The organism is Desulfocapsa sulfexigens DSM 10523, assembly GCF_000341395.1.
Lineage (GTDB): Bacteria > Desulfobacterota > Desulfobulbia > Desulfobulbales > Desulfocapsaceae > Desulfocapsa > Desulfocapsa sulfexigens.
This window is the reverse complement of sequence record NC_020304.1, coordinates 1,627,189-1,652,416: the sequence shown is the minus strand read 5'-3', so window position 1 is coordinate 1,652,416 and position 25,228 is coordinate 1,627,189. Positions and strand designations below refer to the sequence as shown.

Here is a 25,228-nt window from a genome sequence, read left to right as displayed (position 1 = left end):
CGTTTCGGGGTTAGCCCATGGGATATAAAATCTCATTATGCACAGCGTCACATTGGCAAAGTACATCTTCTGATAATTCAAAATCAATTGCAGCTATTGAGTCATCCAGCTGCGCAGGTGTTGTTGCCCCGACAATCGTTGAGGCCACAAAATCAAACTGTTTGCTCCAGGCAACGGCAAGTGTTGCGGAAGAGATACCGGCATCGGCTGCAATATCCATATAACGTGCGGTGGAGGCAAGTGTTTTTTCATTCACAAAACGACTGACCATTGCCTGTATTCTCGAATCATTATCCCTGGCATAACCGCTAAAACGCCCGGCAACCTCCTGCCTTGTGTTATATTTTCCTGTCAGTACTCCCCCGGCCATGGGTGAATAGGGAAGCAGAGAAATTTTTTCCCGCCTGCACATCTCGACCATCTCATCAAGGAATCTGCGATTCAGGAGTGAAAAGTTATTTTGAATAGATTCAAAACGCTTATACCCCTGATATTTTGCAATCATATTGGATTTAGTTGTTCCGTAAGCGGTATCATTGGATGTCCCGAGATAACGAACCATTCCCGATCGAACAAGACTGTCAAAAGCCTCCATAGACTCTTCTCGTGGGACAACGGAATCAGGCCAGTGCATTTGATACAGGTCGATATAATCACATTTCAAACGACGAAGACTTCCTTCAACACCCTTTATGATATGGTGGGCGTCAATGGCAGTGAGCCCTGAACGTACCGGCGGCACAAACCAGCCAGAAGCGGCACCGGCAACCTTTGTCGCGATAATCAAGGAATCCCTGTTTTTTCCCTGCAGCCACTCACCGACAATTTCTTCCGTTATACCAATAGTATTTGCCCTTGGTGGTACCGGATAAACCTCGGCAGTATCTAAAAAATTAATCCCGGCATCATAAGCCTTATCCATAATAGCAAAGGATGTCTTTTTATCACACATGGAGCCAAAGGTCATAGTTCCAAGACAAACAGGACTTACCCGAAGGCCACTTTGACCGATATATCTGTATTCCATTCAAAACTCCCACTCTTGCTAATCATCTAAGAACCTCTATCGACAAAACACTACTACAGAGTTCTGCTATGATCAATTAAAGTTGTTATTTGAGTCAACGGGGAACTACCGGCTAAATACTCACACCTTGACAGGATCACCATAAAGTCATCCAACAAACTTATATCACGGTACTTATTAACCTCACCGCCGGACCCTCCACTATATATGTGATACATATTCACAGCTTCTAAAGCAATCTGTTGTTGACAGGCATTGTCTTTCCATCTAGTTGCCTTACTATTTGATATGGTAGAAAATATAAGTAAAAGGAAATAAATGGGTGATGTTTTTCACATACTCTAGCACAGTACGAAAATAAGTGGAAAAAGTGACCAGACATAAGGTAATATCATGGACACTATCCATTTATTTAACACTGCTATGCAAAGAGACTGAGGAAAATCTACATTGATTTGTCAAACGATGCCTGCATAGTGCGGATCGCTAAAAGGCGCGCTGAACAGCCCGAGAGGGCGGCAACTGATACGCCAGAGATGTTTGAGCAGGTTACAAAGTATTTTGTTGCCCCCACCTCTGATGAAGGTTTTAGTACAACAGTTATTTCAGGAAATGCATAATACGGAGCTTCAGTTCGACCGGCCACCGCACCACTCCTGGCATCGCCTTGCGGCAGCGGTCGCCTGAGTTGGGTCGTTATGTTTGATAGGAGTGCCCATGCGCTATATATCTATAATCATTTTTTGTCTATTGGCGTTAAATGGGTGCACAACGTTTAGCACTGTGCTCGCAATGACAAAATCAACAGACGGGTTTCAGAGTTTGAAACAAGATTCCCGGATAAAGTATGAAGATGGTTCTATAAAATATGCTGAAGAAATAGCTCCATACTTGGAGGCAGCCGTACAAACTATTGAAAACAAGCAAGGAGCATTCGAAAAACCTGTAGTAATCTACGTAACAAAATCTATTGACAGCTTTTCTTCTTATTGTGCTTCAAAATATCCATCTAGCTGCGTTATTGGAGATAGGCTGTTTGCTTCTCCAAAGTTATTAAAACAAAAAAATAGAATTCCAGGGATACTCACGCATGAGCTGTCACACTTACAGCACACCCAGGATATTGGTCGTTGGAATTATCAAACCAAATTACCAGTGTGGTTCAAAGAAGGTTTGGCAGTCTATGTGTCAAATGGGGGTGGAGCCGAAAAGGTTACTGAGCAAGAAGCAGCTGAAGCTATATACCAAGGAAAGACCATCAAACCAAATGGTTCTGGTGCCCTTATATTCAGGAAAACAGCAAGCAGCTTTGGCTTAAAAACACATATGTTTTATCGACAGAGTGAAATGTATGTAAGGTGGTTACACGATATGAGTCCGAGCAAGTTTAGGAAACTATTTACCGCACTAGAACAAGGTAAAACACTTGATGAAGCACTATCCTCAGTATATGGATTTACAGTTCACCAAGGATGGAGCCAATTCACAGGCGAAATAAAACATAACAAACGCGTAAACTCGGATTTGCAAAAGCTCCGCTCCCTATCGGTCACTCGGTTTTTGCCAGTCGGTTACGCTTTACGATAAGCCTCCCAAATAAAATTATTGAGGTAACAATATGCAATTAGGATTCATAGGGCTTGGACACCTTGGCAAAGCAATTGCCGGAAGACTTTTAGACTGTGGTCATAATCTGACTGTTTGGAACAGAACTCATTCGAAATCCGAGGGCATGTTGGTTGAAATTGCATCATCTCCCGTTTCAGTTACTCAAAATGCCGAAGTTGTTTTTTTATGTATGTTTGACAGCAATGCTGTCAATTCTGTTCTTACCCAAGAAAATGGAATTTTGTCCGGTGAAATTGCAGGAAAGATTATTATAGACTTATCTACAAACCATTTTAAAGAAGTTTCAAATTTCCATGAACTTTGCAAAAATGCAGGGGCTACTTATCTAGAAGCTCCAGTACTAGGTAGCGTTGTTCCTGCATCACAAGGCTCTCTTACAGTTTTAGTTAGCGGTGATACAACAGGATATGAAAAGGTTAAACCATTATTGGAAAATATTGGGAAACATCTTTTTTATTTTAATGAGCCAGCACTAGCTACAAAAATGAAACTGATCAATAATCTTGCATTAGGCAGCTTTATGGCAACTATTGCTGAAGCCTTGTCCCTAGGTGAAGAAATTGGAATCGCAAAGAAAGAAATATTAGAAATTTTATCTGTAGGCGGTGGAAATTCCCTCGTGCTCAACGCCAAGAAGATGAAGTTACTGGAAGAAGATTTTTCAACTCATTTTTCATGTGCCTTAATATATAAAGATCTTCATTGCCTCCAAGACTTAGCATATGAACAGAAAAAAACTCTTTTTACGGGCTCTGTAATAAAAGAACTTTACGCTAGAACATTTGAAGAAGGTATGGATCAAGAAGACTTTTCTGCAATTTACAAATTATTCAAAAAGAAATAAAGATACCATAGGTGCCTGCTTTTAAAAACAAACTAATCAACCCGACTAGCGACCACACCCGTTCTTTTGAGTTGGCTTCAACAATTACAATCGTCTAAAATTGGTAGCCAACTGGTTGGCAAGCCGGTTAGCTCGGGCGCTATTCGCCTCAAAAGGAATCAGCATGAAATCAACCGAAAACATCTGGCATGAATACCACATGAAGTTAACCGCCTTCATAAGAGGTAAAGTTGCTGAAGATGTGGTGGATGATCTCCTCCAAGATGTATTTATAAAAATACATACTCGAATTGATTCTCTGAAGGAAAATAAAAAGCTTGAGAGTTGGTTGTATCAAATAACTAGAAATACGGTAATAGACTACTATCGTTCAAGAAGACCAACCAAAAATCTGCCTGATTGGATAGAGCAACCTCAACACGATGAAAAGGAAACAATCAGAAAAGAATTATCATCATGTCTTGAGCCGATGGTTAAAGAACTACCTGATAAATATCGTGAAGCTGTTCGGCTTTCTGAATTAGAGCATAAAAACCAAAAAGAAATAGCAGAAATGGAAAACATTTCATTGTCTGGCGCAAAATCAAGAGTTCAAAGGGGCAGAGCTTTACTAAAAACAATGCTACATGACTGCTGTCAAATTGAAATCAATCACAACAACACATTGGTTTCGTATAAGAAAAAGAATAAATATTGTAAATATTGCTAGCTAGCTCAATAAAATATGCATCCTTTTTTGCTTGTCTCCGTCTACAAGAGTGTACGTATCTTTTTTAACCTCATCAAAGGAGACAACAATGACACAGTTAAGTAATGACAATATTCGCAAAGCCGTTCGTGAACAGTATGGCAAGGTTGCCGAATCAGGCAATTCCGGTTGTGGATGTTCAGCATTTTCATGTTGCGGCAAATCTGCCCCCGATGCAAAAGCCACCTCAATGGAACTCGGTTATTCAAATGCTGATGTAAATGAGGTACCAGACGGTGCAAATATGGGTTTAGGTTGCGGAAACCCCAAAGCTATAGCCTTACTAAAATCTGGCGAGACTGTTTTAGATTTGGGGAGTGGTGGTGGTTTTGATTCCTTTCTTGCCGTTAAGGAAGTTGGCGAATCAGGGCAAGTTATAGGTGTTGATATGACACCGGAAATGGTAAGCAAAGCTCGCCAAAATTCTGATATTTCAGGTTATGAAAATGTCGATTTTCGCCTGGGGGAGTTGGAAAACCTGCCAATTGCCGATGGGATTATTGATGTCATCATTTCCAATTGTGTAATCAACCTCTCTCCCAAGAAAGAAAGGGTGTTCCGTGAGGCATTCCGCGTATTAAAACAAGGGGGGAGGTTGGCAATTTCCGATATTGTTGCCACCGCTGAGATGCCTGGCGACGTAAAGGAAGATATGGCAATGTATACTGGTTGTATCGCTGGCGCATCTTACGTCCAAGAACTCGAATCTATGTTACAGCAAGCCGGCTTCGAGAATATCCAGATCAGGCAAAAAGACGAAAGTAAAACCTTTATTCGTAACTGGGCGCCTGGAAGTAAAGTTGAGGATTACGTTGTTTCGGCAACTATTGAGGCAGTAAAACCATAGCCATAACAATCACATGCACTCAAACATCAAAAGGCGTCGTTCGTTCCTCGCTCTGTCTTTTTGCTGACGGTGACGTAAGGCGTTATAATTAAAGGAAGTCATCAATGAAAAAAAATATCGTTTTTTTTATGTTAGCCCTACTGATTAGCGGATGTAGCAGTACTTTAGCTCAAAGAGGTGCACTGAGTAAAGCATACAGTAGTTATGATGATGGAAATTATGAAGACGTGCTAGCACTTACTTCTCGTGCCGAAAACTATGAGGAGCCATCTCGAGAAATGAAAGCTGAAATTGTATTTTTAAAAGCCCTTGCATTAGAAAAACTCGAAAAACAAGATGAAGCTCTTGGTTTGTACAAATATTTATCAGAACAATTTGGCGATACTCAATATGGCTACAAGGCTAAGGAAAAAATAAAGGGATCACCCACTAAGTAAAAAGTGATCATTTCCCTTGCAAGGGTTTAGTCAAAGTCCAGCTGCTCTCTCTGTCTTTGTACTATTCCTTTCTTCCGCACCCTATATTTCAGAGTTGTCGTGTTGGTAATATTACCGCACCAGTCAGCCTCAGGATCTATGAACCAGCAGGAAACAAATGGCTGTGTGGCAAATATTCCTCAAAACTCATAGTGAAACAGCCATTTGTCTTCCATACAGCCCCTACCCACAATTGTGGGCCTAGAAAATTATTGGTTCCATGACGTGTCCAAGCGTTTGTTTCAGGCCTCGTGGTTGTAAGCCAACCCCTTAGTGGTTCACGCCATGGGCGGTAAAAATAAATCATCACAGGGCGAGACGGTTGCCAATCAAGTCTGGTGGTTTCAACCAACCCCTTTTCAGGTTCGCCGTCTCGGCCATTCCTAGGTAAAAAGCTTGTTCGGGTTAAAACATACCTGATCCCTCATCATGTAGTAAGAAGCCCTTGCCAACTTGTGCGCCAGCGCACTGTAGGCTACCGATTTATTCGTCCTGGCTGCTTTCCGATTGAAAAATGCTCTGGCTTGATCACTGTGGCGTCGAGAATACTCCGCAGCCTCAGAAAAGGTCCAGGCCAGATACTTGTTACCGTTTTTACTGTTTCCCTTGCCCTTCTTTTTGCTGTTGCTTGTCCAGGTTGTCGGTACTTTGCGACAATATGATGTGAAATTACCAACCTTCTTGAAACGAGTGATTGGTCCGGTTTCCAGCATAATTGTTAAAGAGAGGATTTTGCCAACTCCCGGTATGCTCTGCAAGCATTGAAATGGTTTGCGTAGTTGTACTTTCTCAAGCACCAAAGGCTCAATCCGAGATATCTGCTGTCCGAGAAAATCAATTACCTCTCTGGACACTTCACCACTAAATGCAAGATCTTCATTAGCGGTCAGAAGAGGCGCCACATGATTCTCGCGCATGCGCTTCATCTTGTTGCCGCTCAAGCTACAGCCGCAGTTTCGACTGATGATCCCCTGCAGGCTGTTGATTACGGATGTTCGCAGACGAACCAAATGACCTCTTTTTCTCAGCAAATCACGAAAAGGTCTTTCCTCTTTAGGGTAAATATAACCCTGTGGAAGAATGCCCAACCTCGCCATATGGGCCAGCCAAAAGGCATCATGTTTGTCGTCAACATGCTTAAGCCCCTTGTACTGCAGCATGGCCGCAGGATTTGCCAGCAATACCTCGTACCGTTGTTCCATCAGGCAGTCTACAAGCCAATACCAATTGAAAGTCGATTCCACCACAACAGCAGACAATTCATCTTGGAATGGTTTGAGCTCAGCCAGCAGAACATCTTCCATATTGGGAAGTTTCTTGTGAAAGACTCGTTTGTCATCCTGATCCAGTATAGCTAAATGACTATTGTTTGAATGCAGATCGATTCCAGCGTATAATGAAGTCATAAAGGCACCTCCTTTGTAATGGTTTATCTACCTCAATTATACAACCATCTTGGTTGGGCCTGAAGCTCGATCTTGAGTTTCAGGCCGAGGTGCCTTTTATATGATTATCAAATCTGCTTTTGGCTTTTGCTGGGCCTCAAAGGCCAAAGAAGACTTTCCCTTTTAAAATACACAGCTGACGAGTTAACCATCAAAAAAGGACATCATGAAAGTATCGGTTCTCCTATTATCTATTTTTCTCATTCTTCATTCTGTGGCTTTTGCGAGTGACAGACCATCCAACGAAATGCCGATGTATGGCGGTGCAAACAAGTCACACATACAACCAGATAAAAAGCTTAGTAGGGAAACGGCACAATTAGGCTGGAAATATTTCTATAAAGGAGATCACGATACAGCAATAAAACGGTTCAACCAAGCCTGGATGTTTGATCATAACAACCTTGATGCATTGTGGGGTTTTGGCTTAATCATGGGTAATAGAGCGGCTCAGGAAGATCCATTATTCAACATTAACGAGTCCATCAACTACCTCAATTTGGCAAAATCAATGGCTCCCGAAAATGGTTTAATTTTAGGAGACCTTGCATACTCATATACTTTTCTAGGTTCTTACTTGAAAGAAAAGGATAAAAATCCTCATGAGTCTTTTATCAAAGCAGAAAAACTATTTCAAGAAGCTACAAAAATCGAACCTAAACATCCTCTAATTTTATTAAATTGGTCGATTCTTGAATATCAAAAAGGCAACTACTCAAAAGCTAAAAAGCCATTGGACAAAGCCAAAGGATATGGTTTTAGACCTGATCCTGCCTATGAAAAACAATTACTAGAAAAATTATGAAAATGCTCACAAAAGCTTACACTCTGACCGGCTCACACGCGCCATTCTTGGTTGTAGGCCAAGTTTTTGGCCACGCTCAAAGTTCACGCTAATTCCATGGCCGGCAAGTCCTACAAGCACACTATGTGTTAAAATTATCGCCATCAACAAAATAAAGTATAATGAAAAACATTGGCAATTATTCCATACATGAATTGAAAATTCCAAACATCGTTGACAGTCATGGTGTGTACCTGATTGATGAGAGTGGAAAACAATATATGGATTTGGAATCTGGTATATGGTGTACAGCGTTAGGCCATAAAAATAAGCAAATAAATGATGTTATAAAGAATCAAATTGAATCCGTAATGCACACAGGATTCTGCTATTCAAATAGAATTTTAGAAAAAGCTGCCGATACAATCTTATCTCTCACAAGTTTTAAAAATGGGGAAGTCACTTTTCTTAGTTCTGGCAGTGAAGCTATAGAACTCTTGCGACAAATCACAACGCACATCTCCAAGAAAAAAATCACTTTGGCTTTACACGATGCATATTTAGGGTCATACCGCTCTGTAATCGATAGAGATACCGATTGGCATATTTTTGATTGGCAATACTGTGAATCATGTCCAAAAAATAAAAAATGTTCCACTGAGTGCTACAAATTTACAAACCTACCAAACAATATATCAGAGTTTATCTTTGAACCTGGTAGTGCTTCAGGTTTTGTTAGATTTCCCCCTAAATCTATGGTTCAAAATTTAGCCAATATTGTCAGGAAAAACAAAGGTAAAATTATTGCCAATGAAGTAACAACTGGCATCGGTCGTACAGGAAAATGGTTTGGTTTTCAGCATTATGGCATTACTCCGGATATGATTGCAATTGGTAAAGGAATTGGTAATGGATATCCAGTAAGTGTGGCTGTCCTCAGCCCCGGGAGCGTAAAGGAGGTGCGCAAAGCAAAGCCGTTCAGCTACCTACAATCACATCAAAATGACCCACTCGGTGCAGCAATCGCCAACGAGGTAATACGACAAATACAAAGCAACAACATCATTGAACATGCTGAAAAAAATGGCCGCTTGTTTCTTTCTCAACTAGAGTCTCTCGTAGATGGTGAAATTGTTTTGGAAGTTCGTGGTAAGGGGCTAATGTTTGCTGTCGAATTGGTAAGCAAAAAAGTAGGAGATGATATCTATAACGATTTGATTGAACAAGGTTTTATTGTATGCAACCGAAAAGCCTTGTTTAGGATTGACCCTCCTCTTGTGACAACGGAAAAAGAGTTTAACAAATTTGTCAACACTTTCAAATCCATCATAAATGCAAAAAAAAGGACTTTAGATAGATGAATATTACTTGGCAATTAGATCAATCTCAAATTAACTGGTTTGAGCTGTCTGAATTGTATCGAGTTGCCCCACTTGGTACAAAATTAGCTGATGATTTAGAAACCGTATTCACAAATAGCAAATTTAAATGTTTCGTATTTGATGAGGGCAACTTAATTGGAGGAGGTCGAGCGCTAGCTGATGGACTTGATTGTTCTTATCTCGCAGATGTTGCAGTTCATCCTGATTATCAGGGGACGGGGATAGGAAAGAAGATTATTCAGAATCTGATTGATCAATCACAAGGGCATAAAAAAATCATTCTATACGCTAATCCTGGAACAGAAGGCTTTTACGTAAAGCTTGGATTCAAGAAAATGAAAACCGCCATGGCCATATTTCAAAATGAAGTCGAAATGATTAAAAATGGAACATTATCATTATGTTAACAAATGGATTGAGAGGAATATTCCTCGCCGCTCTTTGAACTCTTGGTAACCCCCCTCACGAAAGGGATCAAAGAAGGTCAGGTTGTAAAACATATTTCTTACATTTTCCGGGATTGCTACCATATTTTTATTCTCATGGGGCATTACCTCCTTTGTATGAGTTGTATAATAATAGCTGGTCCTATTACATTGCTCGGAGATGTGTCCCCAAGAGTTTATGATTTACTTACCGATCTCCTATTCGAGGTATAGAGACATGCAGGCATACTTTCTTTGGGCTGCAACCATTATGAGTGCCATCACTTTTTCGGTGCATACTTTTGTCGGTGGCCCCCGCGTAGCAGAGCCACTACTTGCAAATTCTGATTTGCCAACTGCATCCAAATGGCTCAATTATTATTGTTGGCACGTTACAACCATACTGACATTTACTATGGGTGGCGGGTATGCATACGTCGCACTCAATCCTGATCGCCCAGAACTAGCCGTGTTTTTAACCATAGTTACTGGAGCATCCTCTTTATTGAGTGCAGCTGTTGCACGGAAAGGTAACATTAACCCCTTCCGCTTTCCATCAACTTGGCTTTTCGCTACAGTTTCCTTGCTTGGCTTAGCTGGACTACTATCAACATGATACATGAATCCAATAAGGCAAAAGAAGCTTATAACATGGCCATCAAGTTGATGGTCACACACTACGCTCTTGTCGTCAAATATTGACTGCGTTATATTTCAAATAAAATTAGCAACAAGTAAGTAAAAAAATCATCATGCAGAACTACCTTAAATCTTCAGACATTATTGATTGGGAGCATAAAGAAGTTTCTGTCAAAGCTAAAGAGCTTGCAAAAGGCCTTAGTAGTCATACAGATATTGCGAAAGTATGTTTCGAGTGGGTACGAGACACAATAAAACATAGTAATGACTTTGCCCTAAACCCAGTTACATGCTCAGCATCTGAGGTCTTAGCTGCTGGGACGGGTTACTGTTATGCCAAAAGTCATTTGTTAGCTGCATTACTAAGAGCGAACTCTATCCCAACCGGACTTTGTTACCAACGTCTGAGCCGAGATGATAATGGCGCCCCATTTTGTTTACATGGTCTAAACGCAATATTTCTACCAGAGATAGGATGGTATCGTGTAGACCCAAGGGGAAATAAGGAAAATGTTAATGCACAGTTCACCCCACCAATTGAGTGTCTTGCATTTTCAACTCAGATTGATGAAGAAATTGATTTACCAGAAATATGGGCAGAACCACTACCGATGGTAGTAAATGTTCTGAAAAAACATGAAACATATAGTGATGTTTGGCAAAATCTCCCCGACATTGAGACCTGGCTAACAACCAGAGATTAAAACATAAACCTATCTTCAACTTTGAAGTGCGACAAATTTAATACAAACCAAGCGCGACTAAGCTCAGCACAAAAAGAATGCAACATATCGACCAACAAGACTTGCGAAGCACGCACGTTCTTTGGAGTTGGCTTCACTAATTTTAACCTTTTAAACGTGATCGGCATATTTTATGGAGACAACCTTGCTGTTCCCTAAATTAAGTACAGATAGGTTGATATTGAATGAATTAGTAAAAGAGGATTCCGAGGTACTGTATCGACACTTTTCAAACAAAGATGTTATTAAATATTATGATCTTGAGGCTTTTTCCAGTATTGATCAGGCATCAACCTTGATCCAGCTATTCAAAAAAAGATTTGATGAGGCTCTAGGTATTAGATGGGCTATTCGCCTGAAAGACAATGGTGATTTTATTGGTACGTGTGGGTTTAACTCATGGAATTCTAAAATGAGAAGTTCAGTTGTCGGCTACGATATATCTAAAGACTTTTGGGGTAATGGTTACGCTACTGAAGCATTAAGAGAAACAATCAAAATAGCCTTCTCAGGTGGTCTACCTTGCGGGGAGTTAAATAGAATTCAAGGAGATACTGTTCCAGGCAATGGTGCTTCGGAGGCAGTGTTAAAGAAGCTAGGGTTCAAAGAAGAGGGGCTACTAAGGGAAAGCGGATATTGGAAGGTACGATTTCATGACCTTAAGTGCTTTGGACTTATTAGGTCTGACTATTAAGAAATCTAACAATGCAATCCCACACGGAAGCCTCGCTGGCGTCGGCTCCACTGAATTGCGGCGTTCGACGTCCAGATCCGGCAAAACACAAAACAGACTTGACAGACAAGTCTGTCTAGCGTATCATTGAACAATGTTACAAAAAATTATTGAAAGCAGCGCTAGAGACCGCATCATTGAAACAGCTCTTAATCTCTTTTATACTCAAGGGTATTTAGCTACAGGCATTAATCAAATAATCTCTGAGTCAAAAGTAGCAAAGGCCACATTTTATGCTCACTTTCCATCTAAAGAGGCATTATGTATTGCATATCTTCAAGCTAGACATGTTTTATGGATGGGATGGTTGAAGGAAAGCGTATCAGAAAAAAGTACTGCCGAAGAAAAACTAATGGCAGTGTTTGATTTTTTAAAAAAGTGGATGTCGGAAAGTAATTTCAGAGGCTGTGCTTTTTTAAATATAGCCGCAGAAGTACCAGCAATAGATACAAAAATAAGAGAGGAGGTCATTAAGCATAAAAATGACCTTCAGGCCTATTTACAAAATATTATTCATGACCTTATCGAGGCGAATTCCTCTTACGCAGAACTGGAAATTCAGCAAACTGTGCAAATGGTCTATGTGTTGGTCGAGGGAGCTATCGTTTCCAGTCAAAATTACAATGATACTTGGCCCATTGAAGCCGCTCAGCAAGCAGTCAAAAGCTTACTGAATCGGTAATATATTTTTTACAACAACACAGACAGACCTGTCTGTGCGCCAGCTTAAAGGAGGAATGATAATATGCATAGATGGCTTTAATTTTCGCGACCACAGACAGACCGGTCTACCTTTAACAATAATCAACAAGGAGAAAACTATGAAAAAAAGATTAGGTGTTTATATTTGTGACAATGCAGAAGTCATTGACTGGGCTGGGCCAACAGGAGTCTTTGCGGTAGCCAAAAGAATGGACCCGGAATTGGAAACATTTATCATTGCAGATACTATGGCACCTGTTATGGCAACAGCCGGCCTGCGAGTCATACCAAAATACGGTCTGAACGACAATCCAAGCATGGACGCATTTCTTGTTCCTGGTGGCATTGGTTTACGATCTGAGATTCATAATAAAAGGCTAATCAACTTTGTAAAAGCACTTCCAGAAGAGACTATGCTGGTCAGCGTCTGTACAGGCTCTTGGGTTTATGGTGTTGCCGGCTTGCTTGATGGTGTTCAGGCAACCAACAGAAAGAGCCAAGACCCAAGTGAGCTAATTGCACCAATTGATAGGCTAGCACAGATCGCACCCAAATGTATAATTGATCGGCACAGAGTCGTTGATACTGGTCGCATCGTTACTGGAGGTGGTATTACTTCCGGAATAGAGGTTGGTTTTCATCTCCTCAAGCGTTTTGGGTATGATTCTAATTTTGTCAAAAAGGTAGCTCACATAATGGAGTATGAAAAACAACTGGAGCTAATGCAAACAGACCTCGTTGAAATCAACAATTAGCTTAAAGATACTCTCATTCACAGAGTATAGTACCAAACCATCGCATTAAAGGGACGGCAAGAACATAGCGGTTTTTAAAAACCTTCAGATATACCAGATATTCTTTGGGTTTGCCACGTCATTGCCATGCACTCTTGCCTCCTCTTATGCGTAACATTCGTCAGCGAGAATACTACCAATGCCCCAAAAAAAATTGTTATATGCAAGGTCTTCTATAGGATCATTGGGGATGATTAGGATTTGAGATAGGTGGCAGTCAGACAAGGAACCGTTCGGCCTGGAGATCTCGATCGGTATTATCAAGGAAGCGCGGGCGGGGGCATTCTGATCCGGCAGTAGCTGATCTGTTTCTGGAACAGGCAGAGGCACTGTATGCAGAAATCTGCAAGTTAATATCAGCAGAGAACTCATTCAACTCCAATATCTGTATCTTCCAGAAAGGCTGATATAACTATCATCTTTTCATCTGTATAAGTTTTGATGTTTTTGTGGAGGAGCATTTTTCCTTTATCATTGATTACAACGACATACATTTTTCTGGCATGAAGATCGATTCCGCAGTAATACAAATGTTGTTTGGTCTAAAATTTCACAAAATGGCTTCCTTTGGTTTGAGTAAATATGCTTGGTCGTGCTTCCACTATTCTATTTCATCCAAGGCAAGGCCATATTTATTATCATGGCTGTTCACTTGACGCCGAGAAACACGGCGGCGCTGACGCTGCAAATTCATTGATGGTGCAAGTGACATTGATCGTTAAACGTCTACTATAGGCAACCAACTCTTATGAAACGTTTTATTGCAAGTTTAATTGCATTATTTTGTTTCCTTTCGCTTACCGGATTTAAACACATTGAGAGCCATGAACAGAACAAGGTAAACGTCCTGGTTGTTGCACTCTCTGGAGTTGAAATAGCCAAGGATGAATGGCAACCAACCATCGATTACCTCCAATTGTCTCTGCCTCAATATGACTTTAGGCTGATTCCTGTTCCGCCTATTGAACTCGACCGTATTAGGAACCTTGTTTTAAACCAGGAAATAGATTTCGTTATTACCCAGCCCGCAATTTATGTGGATCTCGAGTTGAACTTTGGCATATCCCGCATCCTCACAATGGTAAAAAAAGGGGGAGTGGCCGAGTTCGGCTCAACATTAATCACCCGTGCTGATAGTGGGATAAAAACAATAGAAGACTTATATGGCAAAACCATCTGTGGTGTTGCTAAACTTGGCTTTGGCGGTTGGCTGGTCGGCTATAAGGAGATGCTGACTCATGGTTTTTATCCATATAACGATGCCAAAGAAGTAAAATTTCTTGGCGATCAGCCTAAGGAGATACAGGCTGTATTGGATGGGGTTGTAGATGTCGCGGTTATTAGAACTGGTATGTTGGAGAAGTTCTCAGAATCAAATCGGATTGATCTTGATAATTTTCGTGTTTTAGCCCCCAAGCATTATCCTGACTTCCCCATGATGGTAAGCTCAGAGCTTTATCCAGAATGGGCTTTTGCTAAGACCCGTAATGCAACCAATGAGTTAAGTAAGGATGTCGCTAAAGCTCTGCTGTCTCTTGAGAGCAACAGCCCTGTAGCTCAAAAGGCAGGGTTCCAAGAATGGACGCTTCCCTACGATTATCAACAGGCGCATGAGCTTTTAAAAGAATTGCGCGTCGGACCCTATAAGGATTACGGCATAATTACTGTCCGTGGCTTCATCACCCAGCATATGATCCAGACCGTAATCATTTTTATCCTCCTAATTTCAATCGTACTGATGGCAGTAAAAATATATAAGTCAAACATCATACTGTCTAAAAAAATTGAAGCACATAAACAAGCAGAAGCAGAACTAGAAAGACATGTTAAAGAACTCAATAAGGCTTTTGATGAAATTAAAACCTTACAAGGGATTCTGCCTCTTTGTTCATTTTGTAAAAAAGTTCGTGACGACAAAGGATACTGGGAACAAGTGGATGTTTATATTCACAAAAATTCTGACGCAAATATCAGTCACGGCATATGCCCTGATTGTATGAAAGAGCATTACCCTGAAGAATATGAAGCAATTGAATCAGGTAAAAATGTGGAATAGCCAAGCCCATCATTCCAGCGGACGGCGCGGGCTTCCGCTCAATTTCACCCCACGCTGCTGCTTAATTCTTCGATACGCAAAGGAACAATAGCTATGAATCAAATTGAGTTTTACGAGGCAAAATTAAACTATGAAACAGACTCGTGGGATCTGTTTGAGGCTTTGGAAAATAATCAAGATATCATTGTTGTAGATGCTCGGTCAAAACAAGCTTTTGAAGTTGAGCATATTCCTTCATCAGTGAATTTTCCTCATAGCACTACGTCCGAACTAACAACAAGTAATCTTGACAAAACGAAAACATATGTAACTTACTGCGATGGCATTGGTTGCAATGCCTCAACAAAAGGTGCGCTTAAATTCTCAAAACTTGGATTTAAGGTTAAAGAATTGCTTGGTGGCCTCGATTGGTGGAAACGAGATGGCTATGCAACAGAAGGTAAGAAAAGCACACCTGGAAAAATACCATCACACCCTTAAATCATTTATTACAGAAACAAAGGGGGCAGAGTGAAATCAACCCATCAGCACTTTACCGTCGCTCTCGCTATAATTTTACTCTGTCCTTTATTACTACTCAACTAATCAAGTTTTGGGACATTACCCTCTGGGTCAATGTGAGTGAGGAGAAAACATGTCAGTAAAAAAACAAGAAGGTCGAGATTTAAAATTTCTAAAATCAATTGTGGATAACGCATGTCAGGGAGAGTCCTCGGAAGTATGGCTTAAATTGAAGAACGCTTATAAGGAAGCAGGCTATGAAGACTTCATCGGTATCGTTAATGAAGCGAAGATCTGGCCTGACGATTGTTTGGCAGGAGTTTGTTCGCACGTGGCCTGTCTTGCAAGCTCGAGTTGTGATGGTGGTGCTTGTACCGGTTCAGCGTGCAATTCTGATGCAGATGTTACCTGTAAGTCTAGCGGGACATGTGGAAATGAAGTCTGCGGTAAAAATTCTGGTGGTGGTCCCGTTACATGTACATATGGGCAAGTCTGTGGTTCAAAAGCAACATGATTATTATCTGAAACTTATATGCTTGATGAAAAAGGATTTAGAGACAATGAAGTATTAGGAATTTCTCCTTTTGTCTTCATGCGTCGAGAAAAAACAAAAGTTGTTATCTCCTATCTTCCTCATCTCGAACTTGAGTATGGTGTATTACCCTCCCCAGCTGCTTCAATTTTTTCACTTCTGGATGGGAAACGAACTGTTGGGGAGGTCGTAGGTATAATTTCATTCCTTTCAGGTCTGCCCATCACCGATTCCAGGAAACAGTTAATGGAGGTTTTGAATTACATCACTCCAGACGGTAAGATGCTTATTCGAGATGCAGTCGGCAAAATAGTTAAACGATTTAATCCATCGGATTTCATTATTCCAGCGCAACACCTTGACATGAAAACAAGGCTTGAAGCGCCGATTTCTTTGATCTTTCAAATCACTTTTAACTGCCAGGCTGACTGTATATATTGTTACGCTTGTCGAAGAAAAGTTCCTGGCAACTACCAATTGGCAACTAGTCGGATTCTGGAATTAATCGATGAGATGGGAAGACTTGGCACTAACCAAGTTAATTTTTGCGGCGGTGATCCCTTCTGTCATCCAGACGTAATTGAAATTATTGCGCATGCTTTAAAGCTTGGGATAGTTGTAGATATGTCCACCAAAGCTTTTCTCGACAAACAGATTGTGCGGCGGCTTGAAGAAGTAGGACTTGATTATCTTCAAGTAAGCGTTGATGCCGCAAATTCATCGACCGGGGATTTAATCTTAGGACGATCTGGACAACATGCTCGGATTATTAAAACCCTTGAGAATTTACGAGACACACAGATATTTACTCGTACCAATAGTATTATAACTCAACACAACTTTGATCAATTGGAAGATATAATCATTACACTCCGTGACCTCGGGATTTGTGAAATGAAATTTTCACCTGCTTTTCGATCAATGAACAAAGACAACAATTCTATACTATTAGGAGAGAACCAACTCCTAGAATTCGATGATAAAATGAACTGGCTGGCAAACAAGTATGGTTCAGATGGAATAACTATTTTCCATAATCGATTACCCGAGCCGACGATGATGAGCGATCAGGAGCGGGCTCATTACTGGCTCAAAGATCGACCCAGTTGTTCTTCTGGCCGCAGTTCACTTATTATCGCACCGGATGGAAAGGTGTCTATTTGTGAGGAAGTACCGCAAAATGGACCTTTTTTAGTTGGTGATTTAACTGACTCGAGTCTTGAATCAGTATGGAACTCTCAAGAGTTAAAGGAACTAGCATATCCTAGAAAAGAAAACTTTAAAAATTCTTCATGCTATGAATGTGATAATTTTGAATTTTGTGTCATGGTAAAAGGGCATTGTTTTAAAGACACATATAAAGCCTATGGTCGCCTGTTTACCACCAATCCATTTTGTCCAAAGGCAGCTCCTCTTACAACCCGTCTCTATTAACGGATAGAATAGCGCCAAAGATAAATTAACAAATAACAAATAAAGGGATCAGAGTAAGTTTTGAGGACATTATGAGATATTCTTTGCTAGCTGTTACGCTCGTACTTCTTATCACTCTTTCACAATCCAGTGTTTTTGCCTTTGGCTATGCCAATTGGGAAGTAACAGGCTTTAAGGTTCTGGAGTCCGTGAACAACAAACATTGCGGTGATAGTGTAACTTTGAACAGCACATCTGATATGATTGAAATCGAGGGTAGCGCTATCGCAACTTCGCGATGGCTTGTCGACAATGAGAAGAAAAGTATTTGCACCTTTGCTGTCGACCTCGAAGGTACAATAGAAGTGGATACCCCAACAAAAGTGAGAGTGGGTTGCTACACAGTCACTAAACATGTGCATTTGCATGGAGGAAGAACAAGAATACGTTTGTATACCACAGAAGGGCCATTCAAGGTCGTATGCAAAGAAGAGACATACGGTGGCATTTCGGAACGACAGGACAATGATCAAGACACCATATGCTTTGCAGGGGACCTTAAGATCAAAGCACGCATTTTAATGAGTGCTAGTCTTTCGCAATTGAAGGATGAACTCGTAACAGTGAGCTTACATACAGGTGAATATACTCCCGCGGGTGGTAATAGCTTTTTCAAAATCACCTTCTTACCAGCCGATTGCGATGACAAGGAATTGGAGGGGCCAGAGTGAAATCAAACTATCAGTACTTTACCGTTGTTCTCGATTTAATTTCACTCCGACCCTTTTTACTTCTTCTTTTTACTTGTGATCATTACTTGATCAGGGATATCAGGACAAACCACAGATATTGGCGACCAACAGTTGCAAACGGACGTGAGCTGCATCGATCTCAGCCAGACAGGCAAAAGCCTTAACATCCTCAACCTTAGCCAGATCAAAACCACCGCGCAAGGGATGACGCCCCAGTAACGCAGACACAAAGGCACGCTCCAGACGATCCTCAGGATCATCGGACTGCTCGCTCTCGGCAAGATCATACCAGGCGCGAAATACAGAATCACGAAGAGCCAGTCGTATCTCCTGCTGGAGGTCTTGTGTGGCAGCAAAACCGTGCCGAAACAGGTCACTTATATAGCAACTGCCCAACAAGTCGGATGCTTTGGCGACAGCTGTTACATTGTCCACTTGGTTCTCAAATGCATCTTTAGCCAACAATGATTCCAAACCTAGAGAAATTGTGTCCCGCACCCGTTCTGCAATGTCGGAAATCTGTTTCGTATCCTGCGTCTTTTCCCCATAGGCAACAATTGCACTGTTTATAGTCCAGACAATCTCCTGCTCCAGACGTGACAGCTCTTCCTGGCTTGTTATCAGGGACAAAGCCTGTTGTAACAGGGTGGTCTCGATCAAGGATTTTGCATAGACGGATGGTACGTGACTAACTGGACCACCAATTGGCTTTTGAGGTCGAGGTGATGATTTGCGAATATCCGGCCGAGTAAAAAGAAGGACAGCTTCGTCGGGAGGCACAAAACCAATATCCTGCATACGACCACTACGGAAATGTAAGGCTTCTTCTTCAATCTGAATTGACAGATCCACGCGAACCTCGCTAAGGAGTTGATGAGCAGCCGTCAAGTCGTATTGGTACAAGGCGTCCAACAGAGTAAAAGGATGTATTTTGAGGTTAACGTCTTCCTTGGACTCCAAGAGATAAAAACCATCCGGAGTCATGGCCCGAGACGTGTTTCCCTCCATGACCATTTGCGGAACCTCATCGGTATCAGGGTCGTACACCGTTACGGTTTTAGCCATAAAAAGAAGCTGAACCACATAGTCCAGTGAGAAGAACGTCTCCGCCAGAATTTCTGGACCAGCAAGTGAAAAAGCAGTCAGCCATTCATCAAGACTGGTGACAGCGAAGTCGTGACGGTTCCAGCAATCAAGATCGACACAAGTCTCCAATTGTTTTTGATTGAGCTGAAGAAGAATAGGAAGGGCCTGATCAAAGCCGACATCCCTGACAATGTAGTAGGCTTCCAAGGGTTCCAGAGCTGCAACCTGCTCTGCCAAGTCGGTGGACGCTAAAAGTCGTTCACCACGACGCGCCATTGCACGGGTAAGATCTGCACGGAATGGGGTTAATTCTACAATGTTATTGTCGGCCATTTTTTATCACTTAGAGGTACTTTGAATATTTTTAACTCGTCCAACAGCACCGCTTTCCAAGCGCACTTTAATGCCATATGGATGGGTTGGGGATTTTGTCAGGATTTCTTTTACAATCCCCTCTGTGAGTTTTCCAGAACGCTGATCCTGTTTTAAAACAATTAAGACTCGGCACCCAACGTTAACATCTTTTCGATTAACACCATTCATGATTAACTTTTTCTTTTATTACATTCATTATTGATATACTACAGAATATAAAGGTGGTCACAATTTTCAGACCACCAGACCTGTTCTTTAGGCTGTATGGTATCGGTTCCAGATTAAAATAACATTTTTTCTTCCTTAGAAGGAAAAAACACTGACCTGCTATACAGATAATACCCCTTTTGAACAAGCGATAAAATTGTTGATTGAAACGTGTAGCAAGATCAGATCAAACCCCAGATTTATATTATCAAACAAACAGCCATATTTTCTATACCATCAAACGTAATTAGAGGAGAATTTATCATGGGTATGATGAAAGAGTTCAAAGAATTCGCCGTGAAAGGAAATGTAATGGATATGGCAGTTGGCATCATTATTGGCGCAGCATTTGGTAAAATCGTTTCTTCCTTTGTCGCTGATGTTATTATGCCTCCAATAGGCGTACTAGTTGGTGGAATTGATTTCTCAAAGTTGGCTTTCACGATTCAAGAAGCGACGGGGGATATACCCGCTGTAGTTATCAGTTATGGAAAGTTTATTCAGACTGCGGTCGATTTCACAATTATCGCATTTACAATTTTCATGATTATCAAAGGAATAAACTCTCTTAAGCGAAAAGAAGAGGAAGCACCTGCAGAGCCTCTAAAACCCTCGGCGCAGGAAGCATTGCTTACAGAAATACGTGATTTGCTCAAAGAACGTGTATAATTTTCTTACAAGCTTTCCCTAATAATGAAAGATTCAAATCTTCCCTCTAAGGCATGAATTATTTCTTAACAAGAGACCTTTCAATGAATGACCTCTTTGTGTCAAAAGCGAGATGGGGGAATTTATTGTGTCTGAGACACAATCCATTGGATACAAGATGTCGAAAATTCATCAAGGGTTTCATGAGGCAATAAAAAAGATTTTTCAAAACGCACAATCTCTGAAGCCCCCTTTTTGGGAAAATCCTTCACATAGGTGCTCACCGGCAAGCCACAAAAATAAAGATATGCGGTCACTGCCCAAGCGCGAGCATAGGTGCTGCTACTGTTGTCCAGAGAAGACCCGGACAGGAGGATCAATCCTTGGATATCCAAGGGCCTTTTTTTGTCAATGTGATAGCGCATATATTCCAGCCGTTCATTATTGATTCGTGGCTGTAGGTTCTCTACACCTCCCTCAAAAAGCGTGGCCACTCCTTCATTAAACCAGAAAGGGAGCCCTATATTGCCTGGCATGCAGCTATAAAGCACGGCATGACTGATTTCATGGTTCAGGACGGTCCAAAAGCGGGGATCATCTACCTCCCCTACAACAACCAGCACCTGTTTGCCAGGATCATAATAGCCAGTTGCCTGATGACGGGTTCGGCTTTGTTCCAAAAAACGGCTGCCCAGTGGTTCTTTGGCAGAGAAAATCAGTATTTTTACTGGAATGACAGGGGGGGGAAGATCCAACCATTCCCGGATGGATACAGCGATCCTGCTTGCTTGGAGGAGAATCAGGCTACCATTGTACCCGGCCGGTAGTCGATGGATAGCAAAAAAATCGTTGGCCAGAATCGCTTTCTTTTGCAACCACTCATCGGTGACAAACTGGTCATCAGGGTATTGCAAGGACGGCTGTGTGCAACTGCTGATGATCATTACCCACAGCAGCAGCATCGGCCAAATCAAAATATTCTTCACGGTATTTATCACAAATGGTCGCAAGCAGCTCTGTTTTGCCAATGGTATCAAGCTTCTCCAGTTCCCCGCGCCGAGACAATCGGTTCCAGGTTTTAAAAACCGCTTTCTGAAAACTTCGAAGGGACATTTGTGCTCGGCCGATCTTCGGCATAGTGTCCATATTGGCAAACAGATGTACCCCATCTGACAATTTCAGACGCCACCCCTGCTCATACTGTGCCATCAGGTACAAAGCAATCTGTTTCGAAAATTCTATTCTATCCTTGTCAATCTGATCATTTTCCCAGGAAAGAATATGGTTATAATAGTTAGAACTAAAGATAGTGTCGATACCCAATATTTTGTCAAATTTGACGCCGAGCAACACTTCAATCTGCCGGGTGAGTTCATTGGGGACCAAAGCCACCGATTTAAAGGGTAGCTCCAGTGCGGCGATTCGGCAGGCTTCGTTGATAATTCCTGCGCAGAAAAATTCGTCAGTCCGGCCAGGCTGGTAATTCATGGAGTAATCAAATTTAGCTTTGGCCACCTGTGAATCTTTGGCAAGCCAGCCAGATAACACCCGAGCGGCCTTTTGTCTTTTTTCCGGCCCTGCCTTAGCCCGAAACACAGCAATTCTCCGAAATTTTTTAATCCGTTCCCTGAGAAGCGCAGAATTTACCATTCCATCGAAAACCCCACCGAGCATCAATTCCCCCTCTAAACTGCGGAAAACCATCTCGGTGTGGCTAAACGGATGAATACTCTCAATATTGTCCGGCCGGCCACCCAGAAAAAAAAGCCAGGATTCAATCGATCCCTCGAAGGTTACCACCACATCCCCTTCTTCAAACACCTCAAGGTTCGGAAGGACAGGCTCCGGTTGAAGTACTAGCATGCACCCGGGTAACCAACATACAAGGATCAGTAAAAAAACAACGCTTAGTTTGAAGGTTGAGTTCACAGGTTTTTTCCGGTTCCAGATGGTGGAGTTCACCATCCGGAACCACCATTTTATTTACCAGGAATATCCGGCGAAAAAATTAACCCCTTCCCGCCCATAGCCATCTAAACTTTTCACATAAGTAATTCCCATATTAAAGCGTTGCCAATTATAGGCTAGGCCGACATCAAAAGAGGTACTACTGTCATCCATACCATCAGGAATATCCATGATATATAAATAGCTCAGACTTGAATTCAGGAACAGGGCCCGGGTCAAGGGGAGGGTGTAGGCAAGGGACATATTGTTCACATTCAGGTATTTTTCATCCGTGATTTCAAGATCATTATCGGCATTGCGGTCATGACTGAAAAGATAGGCCATTTTCAATTTCCCCACTGGAGTCCAGCCATCCACGGATATACCGGCTCCTGGGACATACCGGGTCTGATCTCCGGCATCACCGTAGTCGTTGCCGGACAAATCCAAAAACCCGTGAAACATCAGATTCACCCCATTTTCAGACTGGTGTAACCATTGGTATCCCCCCATCATGAGTAGGCCGTATTCGTCGGAGTCTTGCCCGTCATCAATACCGGTTCCCCGCAGGGCACGGTAGTGAAATTGCCCGTTGAAGAGAAAATCATCCTTAGCCCCATGCAGGTTAAGGGCCAGGGAACTGACGTCGGATTCTCGATCTGGTGCGGAAATCTGCGCGATTTCACTCGTTTCTACCCCGCCCTGTAAGGAAACCCCAAAATCCCACACCGGTAAATCTGACGGAGTGTACCTATATTCCTTTGGAGCACGACCATCATTTTCCTCTAATATTGGGTCTCGATATACTGGCCCGTCATCCAAATTTCCGGAATTTAAAGCGTCCTCCACTGATTTCCGGGTTCCTTCAGCATCAGGTCCCCACTTCATAAGAAATTGCTCATCGGTAATAATTTTCATACGGCTATTGGCACCCCCGATGGCAGCTTCATGGGCATACTGCTGCTTTATTTTTACCCACTCTTTTTGAGTAATAATTTCCCTAAAATCTAAATCTGGAAGAACCGGTCCAATTCCGCACTGACTATCTGAATTAGGATCACGAGTCTCCACGGTTGTATCACAGGTATATCCATCTGGCGTTAGCCACCGGATGGTCTGTGAACTATAGGCACCATCCGTCTTGCATACAGTTGTAGAAGGGCCTTCGGAATACACCGTACTTCCAGAAGGGGCGACCCCTCCAGGGCAGTCGGCAAGAGCTGTTATTGGTACCAAAACTGCCAGCCCATACAAAAATATAGCTAAAATAATTGCCAGATAAATCGAGTTACCAGAGCATTCCTTACTGTGTAGTTGCATGTGTTTTATTCCCCCTCGTCCCTTGTTAAAGAAAATGATGAATTGTTGTTGATGAATTGTTATATCAAAATTATGCTGTATGAACGCGAAAACTAAATCATAATTGGTAATTAGATTCAATCGGGCAAATGCCCTATTTTTTCTTTTATTGAATAAATAAGATTAAATGGCAGGATGCTGAATCAGGAAAATCAAATTTTCATCGGAAAACTAATCCATTCCATCAACAGATTTCCTGCGGGACAATTTAAACAGCAGGTAATGGATCACCTGATGAAGTTGATCCCCTTTGATATGGCTCTCTGGGCTGGAGGCTATACTCAGGAATTGCAGCTGAACAATGTCTTTTTATATAACCTTCCAAACAGTTTGATGGATTCATGGGAGCAGATAAAACACCAAGACAAGCTTTTAGCCGGATTAATTGCAAATCCCGGAAAAACTCTTGATGTTTTCGATTTTTATTCCCGTCATGAACGTGAAAACCTTGCAATCTACCAACAACATTCCAAATTGTTTGGTATTGAAAATGCAATTTCCACGGCAATACCAAATCCGAAAACAGGTCTTCTGGAAATAATGAGTCTCTATAGACAAAACCCGGAACAAACATTTACCGACAAAGAGCAATTGGCAAAACAGTTTGTATTTCCCTTGATGATAAATGCTTTGCACGCTAATCAGATTCAGCATATGGTGAATTTAGCAAAAGTGAATTCTACAAGCGCTCTTGTCTTATGTGATAACAAGGCCTGGATCAGATTTTCCGAGCCGGAGTGTATTCAGCTGCTAAAACAGCAATGGCCACAGTGGTCAGGGCCGGTGCTACCAAAATCAGTTGCGGCCTGGCTCCACACAAAAGCCAGCCTCCCCCTGAAGAGAAGGAAGCTTGTTTTTATCCGCAAACAAATAGACGATATGATATTACTTCAGGTATACCCGGCAAATGATGTCACTGATTTATTGAGCAAGCGTGAAGACCAGATAGCCAGGATATTTGCTTCGGGCTTGACCTATAAAGAAATTGCTACGGATTTAGAGTTGAGTCCCGCAACAGTTCGACGTCATATTGAATCTGTTTACAAAAAATTGATGGTTTCCAATAAAATTGAACTGCATCAGGCACTCCATTCTGACTAAAAAAATGCTGACAAAAGACAGTTTAAATGGACA

General features: G+C 41.7%; 27 protein-coding genes. 20 read left to right on the top strand and 7 right to left on the bottom strand.

All coding sequences use genetic code 11. The features are described 5' to 3' along the window. Positions 1-10 precede the first annotated feature (10 nt). Entirely contained in the window at positions 11-1,027 is a 1,017-nt protein-coding gene (locus UWK_RS07280) for an aldo/keto reductase (protein WP_015403715.1), read from the bottom strand. Between the two features lie 792 nt (positions 1,028-1,819). On the opposite strand from UWK_RS07280, the gene UWK_RS07270 reads away from it, so the two are divergent. The 5 genes from UWK_RS07270 (at position 1,820) to UWK_RS07250 (ending at position 5,532) form a co-directional block, all read left to right on the top strand. Then, a complete protein-coding gene (locus UWK_RS07270) occupies positions 1,820-2,614 on the top strand; it encodes a peptidase MA family metallohydrolase (protein WP_153304852.1) in 795 nt (264 codons plus the stop codon). A 31-nt stretch (positions 2,615-2,645) separates the two neighbouring features. Continuing rightward, a complete protein-coding gene (locus UWK_RS07265; RefSeq protein ID WP_015403713.1) occupies positions 2,646-3,500 on the top strand; it encodes an NAD(P)-dependent oxidoreductase in 855 nt (284 codons plus the stop codon). Between the two features lie 163 nt (positions 3,501-3,663). Next, positions 3,664-4,209: an RNA polymerase sigma factor SigZ gene (sigZ, locus tag UWK_RS07260; RefSeq protein ID WP_015403712.1), complete on the top strand. Its 546-nt coding sequence runs from the start codon at positions 3,664-3,666 to the stop codon at positions 4,207-4,209. A gap of 88 nt (positions 4,210-4,297) precedes the next feature. Further along, complete coding sequence (locus UWK_RS07255; protein WP_015403711.1) at positions 4,298-5,095, top strand: arsenite methyltransferase; 798 nt, start codon at positions 4,298-4,300, stop codon at positions 5,093-5,095. Between the two features lie 104 nt (positions 5,096-5,199). Further along, positions 5,200-5,532 carry a hypothetical protein gene (locus UWK_RS07250; protein ID WP_015403710.1) on the top strand — a complete coding sequence of 111 codons (333 nt, stop codon included), beginning with the start codon at positions 5,200-5,202 and terminating at the stop codon, positions 5,530-5,532. Between the two features lie 422 nt (positions 5,533-5,954). On the opposite strand, the gene UWK_RS07245 is transcribed toward UWK_RS07250, so the two are convergent. Next, positions 5,955-6,977, bottom strand: a complete 1,023-nt coding sequence (locus tag UWK_RS07245) for an IS110 family RNA-guided transposase (protein ID WP_015403709.1) — start codon at positions 6,975-6,977, stop codon at positions 5,955-5,957. A 205-nt stretch (positions 6,978-7,182) separates the two neighbouring features. On the opposite strand from UWK_RS07245, the gene UWK_RS07240 reads away from it, so the two are divergent. From UWK_RS07240 to UWK_RS07180, 13 genes are all read left to right on the top strand, one after another. Then, complete coding sequence (locus UWK_RS07240; protein WP_015403708.1) at positions 7,183-7,821, top strand: tetratricopeptide repeat protein; 639 nt, start codon at positions 7,183-7,185, stop codon at positions 7,819-7,821. A gap of 161 nt (positions 7,822-7,982) precedes the next feature. Next, positions 7,983-9,161 (top strand): aminotransferase class III-fold pyridoxal phosphate-dependent enzyme, encoded by a 1,179-nt coding sequence (locus tag UWK_RS07235; protein ID WP_015403707.1) that lies wholly within the window; start codon positions 7,983-7,985, stop codon positions 9,159-9,161. Further along, a complete protein-coding gene (locus tag UWK_RS07230; RefSeq protein WP_015403706.1) occupies positions 9,158-9,589 on the top strand; it encodes a GNAT family N-acetyltransferase in 432 nt (143 codons plus the stop codon). The genes UWK_RS07235 and UWK_RS07230 overlap by 4 nt, the downstream gene beginning before the upstream one ends. A gap of 256 nt (positions 9,590-9,845) precedes the next feature. Beyond that, positions 9,846-10,223: a hypothetical protein gene (locus UWK_RS07225; protein WP_015403704.1), complete on the top strand. Its 378-nt coding sequence runs from the start codon at positions 9,846-9,848 to the stop codon at positions 10,221-10,223. A 136-nt stretch (positions 10,224-10,359) separates the two neighbouring features. Beyond that, on the top strand, positions 10,360-10,950 hold the full coding sequence (locus UWK_RS07220) for a transglutaminase-like domain-containing protein (protein WP_015403702.1): 591 nt from the start codon (positions 10,360-10,362) through the stop codon (positions 10,948-10,950). Between the two features lie 184 nt (positions 10,951-11,134). Next, positions 11,135-11,683, top strand: a complete 549-nt coding sequence (locus tag UWK_RS07215; RefSeq protein WP_041916352.1) for a GNAT family N-acetyltransferase — start codon at positions 11,135-11,137, stop codon at positions 11,681-11,683. Between the two features lie 133 nt (positions 11,684-11,816). Further along, positions 11,817-12,404 (top strand): TetR/AcrR family transcriptional regulator, encoded by a 588-nt coding sequence (locus UWK_RS07210; protein ID WP_015403700.1) that lies wholly within the window; start codon positions 11,817-11,819, stop codon positions 12,402-12,404. A gap of 139 nt (positions 12,405-12,543) precedes the next feature. Next, the gene (locus UWK_RS07205) at positions 12,544-13,179 is read left to right on the top strand and encodes a DJ-1/PfpI family protein (protein WP_015403699.1); all 636 of its coding nucleotides are present in this window, start codon (positions 12,544-12,546) and stop codon (positions 13,177-13,179) included. 787 nt (positions 13,180-13,966) lie between these two features. Continuing rightward, entirely contained in the window at positions 13,967-15,274 is a 1,308-nt protein-coding gene (locus tag UWK_RS07200) for a phosphate/phosphite/phosphonate ABC transporter substrate-binding protein (RefSeq protein WP_015403698.1), read from the top strand. A 93-nt stretch (positions 15,275-15,367) separates the two neighbouring features. Continuing rightward, positions 15,368-15,754: a rhodanese-like domain-containing protein gene (locus UWK_RS07195; RefSeq protein ID WP_015403697.1), complete on the top strand. Its 387-nt coding sequence runs from the start codon at positions 15,368-15,370 to the stop codon at positions 15,752-15,754. A gap of 154 nt (positions 15,755-15,908) precedes the next feature. Further along, on the top strand, positions 15,909-16,289 hold the full coding sequence (locus tag UWK_RS07190; protein ID WP_015403696.1) for a hypothetical protein: 381 nt from the start codon (positions 15,909-15,911) through the stop codon (positions 16,287-16,289). Positions 16,290-16,307: 18 nt separating this feature from the next. After that, on the top strand, positions 16,308-17,741 hold the full coding sequence (locus UWK_RS07185; protein ID WP_015403695.1) for a radical SAM/SPASM domain-containing protein: 1,434 nt from the start codon (positions 16,308-16,310) through the stop codon (positions 17,739-17,741). A gap of 71 nt (positions 17,742-17,812) precedes the next feature. Next, on the top strand, positions 17,813-18,451 hold the full coding sequence (locus UWK_RS07180) for a hypothetical protein (protein WP_015403694.1): 639 nt from the start codon (positions 17,813-17,815) through the stop codon (positions 18,449-18,451). 99 nt (positions 18,452-18,550) lie between these two features. Here the strand turns inward: UWK_RS07180 and UWK_RS07175 are convergent, their stop codons facing one another. Beyond that, positions 18,551-19,891: a DUF6178 family protein gene (locus UWK_RS07175; RefSeq protein WP_015403693.1), complete on the bottom strand. Its 1,341-nt coding sequence runs from the start codon at positions 19,889-19,891 to the stop codon at positions 18,551-18,553. Between the two features lie 6 nt (positions 19,892-19,897). Further along, positions 19,898-20,101 (bottom strand): YwbE family protein, encoded by a 204-nt coding sequence (locus tag UWK_RS07170; RefSeq protein ID WP_015403692.1) that lies wholly within the window; start codon positions 20,099-20,101, stop codon positions 19,898-19,900. A 303-nt stretch (positions 20,102-20,404) separates the two neighbouring features. Here UWK_RS07170 and mscL point away from each other — a divergent pair, with 303 nt between their 5' ends. Next, positions 20,405-20,809 carry a large-conductance mechanosensitive channel protein MscL gene (mscL, locus tag UWK_RS07165; RefSeq protein ID WP_015403691.1) on the top strand — a complete coding sequence of 135 codons (405 nt, stop codon included), beginning with the start codon at positions 20,405-20,407 and terminating at the stop codon, positions 20,807-20,809. Positions 20,810-20,931: 122 nt separating this feature from the next. Here mscL and UWK_RS07160 read toward each other — a convergent pair whose 3' ends face one another. From UWK_RS07160 to UWK_RS07150, 3 genes are all read right to left on the bottom strand, one after another. Then, positions 20,932-21,702 carry a DUF1570 domain-containing protein gene (locus UWK_RS07160; protein WP_041916350.1) on the bottom strand — a complete coding sequence of 257 codons (771 nt, stop codon included), beginning with the start codon at positions 21,700-21,702 and terminating at the stop codon, positions 20,932-20,934. Next, on the bottom strand, positions 21,689-22,651 hold the full coding sequence (locus UWK_RS19580) for a hypothetical protein (RefSeq protein WP_167320726.1): 963 nt from the start codon (positions 22,649-22,651) through the stop codon (positions 21,689-21,691). Before UWK_RS19580 ends, UWK_RS07160 begins: the two co-directional genes overlap by 14 nt. Positions 22,652-22,771: 120 nt before the next feature. Next, entirely contained in the window at positions 22,772-24,055 is a 1,284-nt protein-coding gene (locus UWK_RS07150) for a hypothetical protein (RefSeq protein ID WP_015403688.1), read from the bottom strand. 174 nt (positions 24,056-24,229) lie between these two features. Here UWK_RS07150 and UWK_RS07145 point away from each other — a divergent pair, with 174 nt between their 5' ends. Beyond that, positions 24,230-25,195 carry a LuxR C-terminal-related transcriptional regulator gene (locus UWK_RS07145; RefSeq protein ID WP_015403687.1) on the top strand — a complete coding sequence of 322 codons (966 nt, stop codon included), beginning with the start codon at positions 24,230-24,232 and terminating at the stop codon, positions 25,193-25,195. Positions 25,196-25,228 lie beyond the last annotated feature (33 nt).

What these genes read in the sequence shown, in the direction of transcription:
- UWK_RS07205 (WP_015403699.1), top strand. Translation starts at nt 12,544, where the DNA reads ATGAAAAAAAGATTAGGTGTTTATATTTGTGACAATGCAGAAGTCATT.
- UWK_RS07255 (WP_015403711.1), top strand. Translation starts at nt 4,298, where the DNA reads ATGACACAGTTAAGTAATGACAATATTCGCAAAGCCGTTCGTGAACAG.
- sigZ (WP_015403712.1), top strand. Translation starts at nt 3,664, where the DNA reads ATGAAATCAACCGAAAACATCTGGCATGAATACCACATGAAGTTAACC.
- UWK_RS07195 (WP_015403697.1), top strand. Translation starts at nt 15,368, where the DNA reads ATGAATCAAATTGAGTTTTACGAGGCAAAATTAAACTATGAAACAGAC.
- mscL (WP_015403691.1), top strand. Translation starts at nt 20,405, where the DNA reads ATGGGTATGATGAAAGAGTTCAAAGAATTCGCCGTGAAAGGAAATGTA.
- UWK_RS07250 (WP_015403710.1), top strand. Translation starts at nt 5,200, where the DNA reads ATGAAAAAAAATATCGTTTTTTTTATGTTAGCCCTACTGATTAGCGGA.
- UWK_RS07220 (WP_015403702.1), top strand. Translation starts at nt 10,360, where the DNA reads ATGCAGAACTACCTTAAATCTTCAGACATTATTGATTGGGAGCATAAA.
- UWK_RS07185 (WP_015403695.1), top strand. Translation starts at nt 16,308, where the DNA reads ATGCTTGATGAAAAAGGATTTAGAGACAATGAAGTATTAGGAATTTCT.
- UWK_RS07235 (WP_015403707.1), top strand. Translation starts at nt 7,983, where the DNA reads ATGAAAAACATTGGCAATTATTCCATACATGAATTGAAAATTCCAAAC.
- UWK_RS07150 (WP_015403688.1), bottom strand. Translation starts at nt 24,055, where the DNA reads ATGCAACTACACAGTAAGGAATGCTCTGGTAACTCGATTTATCTGGCA.
- UWK_RS07245 (WP_015403709.1), bottom strand. Translation starts at nt 6,977, where the DNA reads ATGACTTCATTATACGCTGGAATCGATCTGCATTCAAACAATAGTCAT.
- UWK_RS07175 (WP_015403693.1), bottom strand. Translation starts at nt 19,891, where the DNA reads ATGGCCGACAATAACATTGTAGAATTAACCCCATTCCGTGCAGATCTT.
- UWK_RS07225 (WP_015403704.1), top strand. Translation starts at nt 9,846, where the DNA reads ATGCAGGCATACTTTCTTTGGGCTGCAACCATTATGAGTGCCATCACT.
- UWK_RS07230 (WP_015403706.1), top strand. Translation starts at nt 9,158, where the DNA reads ATGAATATTACTTGGCAATTAGATCAATCTCAAATTAACTGGTTTGAG.
- UWK_RS07270 (WP_153304852.1), top strand. Translation starts at nt 1,820, where the DNA reads ATGACAAAATCAACAGACGGGTTTCAGAGTTTGAAACAAGATTCCCGG.
- UWK_RS07280 (WP_015403715.1), bottom strand. Translation starts at nt 1,027, where the DNA reads ATGGAATACAGATATATCGGTCAAAGTGGCCTTCGGGTAAGTCCTGTT.
- UWK_RS07190 (WP_015403696.1), top strand. Translation starts at nt 15,909, where the DNA reads ATGTCAGTAAAAAAACAAGAAGGTCGAGATTTAAAATTTCTAAAATCA.
- UWK_RS07200 (WP_015403698.1), top strand. Translation starts at nt 13,967, where the DNA reads ATGAAACGTTTTATTGCAAGTTTAATTGCATTATTTTGTTTCCTTTCG.
- UWK_RS07240 (WP_015403708.1), top strand. Translation starts at nt 7,183, where the DNA reads ATGAAAGTATCGGTTCTCCTATTATCTATTTTTCTCATTCTTCATTCT.
- UWK_RS07170 (WP_015403692.1), bottom strand. Translation starts at nt 20,101, where the DNA reads ATGAATGGTGTTAATCGAAAAGATGTTAACGTTGGGTGCCGAGTCTTA.
- UWK_RS07145 (WP_015403687.1), top strand. Translation starts at nt 24,230, where the DNA reads ATGCTGAATCAGGAAAATCAAATTTTCATCGGAAAACTAATCCATTCC.
- UWK_RS19580 (WP_167320726.1), bottom strand. Translation starts at nt 22,651, where the DNA reads ATGCTAGTACTTCAACCGGAGCCTGTCCTTCCGAACCTTGAGGTGTTT.
- UWK_RS07180 (WP_015403694.1), top strand. Translation starts at nt 17,813, where the DNA reads ATGAGATATTCTTTGCTAGCTGTTACGCTCGTACTTCTTATCACTCTT.
- UWK_RS07265 (WP_015403713.1), top strand. Translation starts at nt 2,646, where the DNA reads ATGCAATTAGGATTCATAGGGCTTGGACACCTTGGCAAAGCAATTGCC.
- UWK_RS07210 (WP_015403700.1), top strand. Translation starts at nt 11,817, where the DNA reads ATGTTACAAAAAATTATTGAAAGCAGCGCTAGAGACCGCATCATTGAA.